This is a genomic window from Actinoplanes palleronii, from assembly GCF_016862315.1.
GTDB lineage: Bacteria > Actinomycetota > Actinomycetes > Mycobacteriales > Micromonosporaceae > Actinoplanes > Actinoplanes palleronii.
Map to the genome: position 1 here is coordinate 1 of NZ_BOMS01000207.1, position 4,201 is coordinate 4,201.

The window sequence follows — 4,201 nt, forward strand, 5'->3', positions numbered from 1 at the left end:
GGGAGGGACCCGCACGAGGGTGCACCGCTGCCTGGCATCTGAACAGGGTAGGTGCCTCGTATCGCGGACGGTCCCAGACTGTCGGGGCCGGCGCCGGCTTGTCGATTTTAATTCGGTCATATGCGGCTATCAATTTAAAGCGCTTGCTATGGCTGCTGCCGCAGTCGCTACCTGCGCAACGTCAGGAATTGCCGAAGGGATGGCGTCCAGCCAGATTCGAACGCGATTACGATTCAATTCAGGTTGGCAAGCTCCTCAGTTAGGGTATCGAAGCTATCACGCGCCTCCGGACTGCCGGAGGTCTCGACGGCGTCGGACAATTCGCGCAATGCCGGTTCGATGTTTCCACCGCCTCGCGTCGAGGTCGCGTTGATAGCATTCTGGATCTGCAATTGATCGATCCCGATCGACCCTGGCCAGCGGCCGTGCGCGTATGGCGGCCTGTCGCAGCCGATCGTTGCCGGGGCCTCGGCGGCCCCAGTCGGCTGCCTACGTCTCGTTTCGCTGCTGCTCGCGTACGCGCTCGCGGGTCTCGCGCCAGCGGCGCGCCCGGTCCCGTTCCGGTGGTTGCTCGGGGATCTCGACGTCGGCGAGCTCCGGAAATGCCTGCCAAACGGCGGGTACGATCTCGGCGATACCGGTGTCGCGGAACCCCGCCAACTGGGACATCAGGATGCAGGTCACCGCGCCCGGGTCGATGCTCCTGCCGGGCTGGAATCGAATCGACCGGAAGGCCCGCCGGCCGGGGGCCTCACGGCGATCGTCCGGGCTCGACGAGTCGAGGTGCTGTTCGGCCTTTCGTAGTTCCGCCTTGGGGATCGGAGCGCCGCGGTGCAGGGCGTTCCGGACAGGTGCGAACCAAGGTTCGTTCAAGATCCCGGCCTCCGCGAAGGGCTGGTCACGGAGCCATCGGATCAATCGGTGGTGCAATTCGGGCGAAGCGTGAGCGACCGCCCGCAGGAATGCGGGATCCGCGGTGAACAGTTGGAGGCCGTAGTGCCCGGTCGCTCTGACTCGTTTGTCGGTGACGCCCATCTCGGACCATGCGGAATGGTCCGGGTTGTTGTGGTCCGCTGGGTCGTCGGCGTAATCCGCCAGCAGTTCCCGCACCTCGAGCAGAAACGGCCCGGCCGCCGACGGATCGAGCGTGCCTGAGCCCCAGCTTCCTGGCCCGGGAACGGCGGCACATCGGTAAGCCGTGCTGTCCAACAGTTCGGGCGTGATCCGCACGCCGGTCAAGCATTCCATCAGCGCCAGTGTCCGCTGCCCGTACAGGCGGTCATACGGCACGTCATCGCTTCGTTCCACCGTGAAGCCGAGTTCGGTGAGCGTGTCGTTGAGCTGATCCGGACTGCTGCCCTCCCGTAACCCCGGGGATTCGGGATTGAGTACGACCAGCATGTCGCCGTCACGCGACCAGTAAAGGTGGGAAGTGGCGTGTTCGTGGTAGTCGAAGCAGACCATCTCACCGCGGGTCGACAGCACCCGGGCGACGGCCGGGGTGGCGCACAGAGACCCGAGCGGCTCTACGATCAGCGTCCAGGAGCCGACGCGAGCGGCCGCGACGAACGTCAGCCCTGTTGTCAGGGTGGCGTCGAAGGTATCTGGGTCCGGCAGCGAAATCCCCAGGCCGGCGGCCGGTTCCAGCAACGCCGTTCCCGTGATGTCCACCGGGTCCGGGCCGCCCAGTTGAGCGATGACGTCGTCCGGTGCGAGCCCACGCACCAGAGCCAGATTGAAGCTGAAACCGAGCGTTTGAGTCTCAACGAGCCACGAGTAGTCCTCGGCTGCTGGTACCACTGATCCACCCTGCCCCAGCCGTTCACCGACCGTGTAGAAACGGCCGATCCGGCCCACCAGTGACCGCCACAGACCGAGGGCCCGCGTCGGCCGGTTACGAATAGAAACGACTGAGACACGGTAAGCCTTCGCACACGCCGCACCTTCGGGTGGGCAGATGCAGTCACATGGGTCGATTTGATCTTCCGCCGACATGCTGCTCAGCGCACCGTGTCCTGCCAAGGAATGATCCAAGAGGGATCAGTTCCGGTCCGCGAGCACCCTGATGTGAGAGATCACCTGAAGGTGGGTCAAGGCTACTTTTGAGCCGATACCAGGCCGGGTTTCCGGATGGCTCGCGCACTCGTTGAGCGCGTGGCTCAACACCTGGTGCCCGGCGCCGCTGAACGCCGTTCGGCGCTGCTGGTTTCAACCCCGCTTGCTCCCCGTCCGATCGTGGTTTTGGAGCAGCGCCGCACCGCCGACCCTGAACAGCCCGATTTCATCGTGGCGGCGCTCCCCACCGCTGCTGCCGAGGATGGCCTCTGAACAGGGCAAACATCATGGCCGGCGAGAACGGGTCGCTCCCATTCCCCGCCGGCACCTCAGCCGAGCCCAACGACGAAGTCTGGTCAGCTCCGTGCTCCCAACGCGCTCCCCACGAGCAAGGACCCCGAGGTCACACAAGCGGACGATTCACCTACGCCGAGCACCATTTTCACTATCATGCCGATGAGAGTGCGCGCCATCAACCTACCGTTAGTACGCTCCGTGCATATTCAGCAGCGTGGAGAGATGGGTGTGGCATGCAGTTAGCCAGTATGCGTCAGGACCTCGGGTGGGGCCTGGTGTACATAACCGATTTCAGCCACGACGAGGATAACGGGCTTCCTGACGCACTCCCAGAGGACGCCGAGGGAAAGCAGCTGGCCTTTGTGAGCAGCGAAACGGCTACTATCGTTCTAGTACAGCACGGCAGCGACGGAGACGTTGAAGTACGGCTCTGGGCCGGCGCCGACGAGTGGGGAAAGCACGGATCCATTGAGCTCGGCGTGACGCACATATCCATTCCTTCGGGCCAGATTAGAGTGAGCGATGTTCTGCGAGAGAAGTTTTTCCAGGTTTGCGTTCCGTCAGGTCGCTATCGAATTCAGATCAACGGAGACGCTGGGAATAACCCAGCAGAAATTGATCTAGTCATAGTGAGGGAGAGTTAGGGCCAACGGGAACTGTGCCAGAATCGTGATCCACAGATAAGGGAACATCCACTCTTCTGCCGCCGATAAGGTGCGGTCAGGCCGAATGCCAGTAACTCTCAGTCAGGCTGGCCGGAGGGCGGCATCAAGGTCGCCGAGCATTAGTGCGATAGCGCCCACGTCGCTCCATGACGGATCCTGGTCACAGACGCGGGTCTCCAACTGCCCCACAAGGAACAGAACGCGGTCATCGACGGTCGGCATCGCGCGCAGCGCCTCGCAGATCACTCGGCAGTGTTCGAGGTCGGCCGCGTCGGCACGGATCATGAAGTCGGCGCAGCGACCGAACGTCTCCCACAGCACGCTGACCGAGGCGCGAACATCGGCCAGGTCATCATCCATCACGCGTCCGAGGCTAGCGAACCGGTGTCAGAGGTTGACGACCGTTTCACTGGCCGACCGGCATCTGCTTCTGCCGCCGATCGTGCGCGAGGTGGTCAAGCTACCGTCGCACCGGCGTGATAGCCACTTGGCCAGGCCTTGCGCAGACATGCCGAGAAGCGGGCATCGGGCATTGGAATGGACCCAGCACGAGCGCTGTGCGCAGCAAGTGCGACTATCGGTCATGGCAACGATCGAAGTGGTTCTTGGCGACATTACGTGCCAGCAGGTAGACGCCATCGTGACCGCCGCCAACGAGTCGTTGCTCGGTGGCGGCGGAGTAGACGGCGCTATCCACCGGGCCGCAGGTCCGCAATTGGCACACGCCGGCGCGGCCATCGCCCCCTGCGATCCGGGCGATGCCAAGGCGACCCCGGCATTCGAGCTGAACCCGCCGGTACGCAACGTCATCCATACAGTCGGCCCCGTCTGGGAGGGAGGCGGCTACGGCGAGGCGGACGTGTTGGCTGCCTGCTACCGGCGCAGCCTGCAGGTAGCTGACCAGCTGCAGGCTCGGTCAGTGGCGTTCCCCGCCATCGCCACCGGTGTCTACGGCTTCCCGCCGGACGACGCCGCTCGCATCGCGGTGAACACCCTGCGCTCGACACCCACCACCGTCCAGCAGATCTTTCTCGTCGCATTCGAGGAACAGACCCGGAACCTGCTCACGGCGGCGCTTCAGGAGGAAAGCGGCTCACATGGTGGCGTTGCCCGGTTGTAGACCCACCCGGCATTTGCCGCCGATCGTGCGCGAGGTGGTCAACGCTACCGTCACACCGCGTGAC

General features: G+C 63.9%; 6 protein-coding genes. 3 read left to right on the forward strand and 3 right to left on the reverse strand.

What is annotated here, in order from left to right; all coding sequences use genetic code 11:
* Positions 1-233 precede the first annotated feature (233 nt).
* Positions 234-392, reverse strand: coding sequence for a hypothetical protein (locus tag Apa02nite_RS50565; protein ID WP_203831552.1), 159 nt, complete (start codon positions 390-392; stop codon positions 234-236).
* Between the two features lie 97 nt (positions 393-489).
* Positions 490-1,857, reverse strand: a complete 1,368-nt coding sequence (locus Apa02nite_RS50570; RefSeq protein WP_203831553.1) for a DUF6461 domain-containing protein — start codon at positions 1,855-1,857, stop codon at positions 490-492.
* A gap of 273 nt (positions 1,858-2,130) precedes the next feature.
* Here Apa02nite_RS50570 and Apa02nite_RS50575 point away from each other — a divergent pair, with 273 nt between their 5' ends.
* Positions 2,131-2,328, forward strand: coding sequence for a hypothetical protein (locus Apa02nite_RS50575; protein ID WP_203831554.1), 198 nt, complete (start codon positions 2,131-2,133; stop codon positions 2,326-2,328).
* A gap of 272 nt (positions 2,329-2,600) precedes the next feature.
* Positions 2,601-2,996 (forward strand): hypothetical protein, encoded by a 396-nt coding sequence (locus Apa02nite_RS50580; protein WP_203831555.1) that lies wholly within the window; start codon positions 2,601-2,603, stop codon positions 2,994-2,996.
* 102 nt (positions 2,997-3,098) lie between these two features.
* On the opposite strand, the gene Apa02nite_RS50585 is transcribed toward Apa02nite_RS50580, so the two are convergent.
* The gene (locus tag Apa02nite_RS50585) at positions 3,099-3,380 is read right to left on the reverse strand and encodes a hypothetical protein (RefSeq protein WP_203831556.1); all 282 of its coding nucleotides are present in this window, start codon (positions 3,378-3,380) and stop codon (positions 3,099-3,101) included.
* Positions 3,381-3,600: 220 nt separating this feature from the next.
* Here Apa02nite_RS50585 and Apa02nite_RS50590 point away from each other — a divergent pair, with 220 nt between their 5' ends.
* Positions 3,601-4,137, forward strand: a complete 537-nt coding sequence (locus Apa02nite_RS50590; RefSeq protein ID WP_203831557.1) for an O-acetyl-ADP-ribose deacetylase — start codon at positions 3,601-3,603, stop codon at positions 4,135-4,137.
* The last annotated feature ends 64 nt before the right edge of the window (positions 4,138-4,201 follow it).

Excerpts from the sequence above, each read along its gene's own strand:
- Apa02nite_RS50580 (WP_203831555.1), top strand. The coding sequence starts at position 2,601 with ATGCGTCAGGACCTCGGGTGGGGCCTGGTGTACATAACCGATTTCAGC.
- Apa02nite_RS50590 (WP_203831557.1), top strand. The coding sequence starts at position 3,601 with ATGGCAACGATCGAAGTGGTTCTTGGCGACATTACGTGCCAGCAGGTA.
- Apa02nite_RS50575 (WP_203831554.1), top strand. The coding sequence starts at position 2,131 with ATGGCTCGCGCACTCGTTGAGCGCGTGGCTCAACACCTGGTGCCCGGC.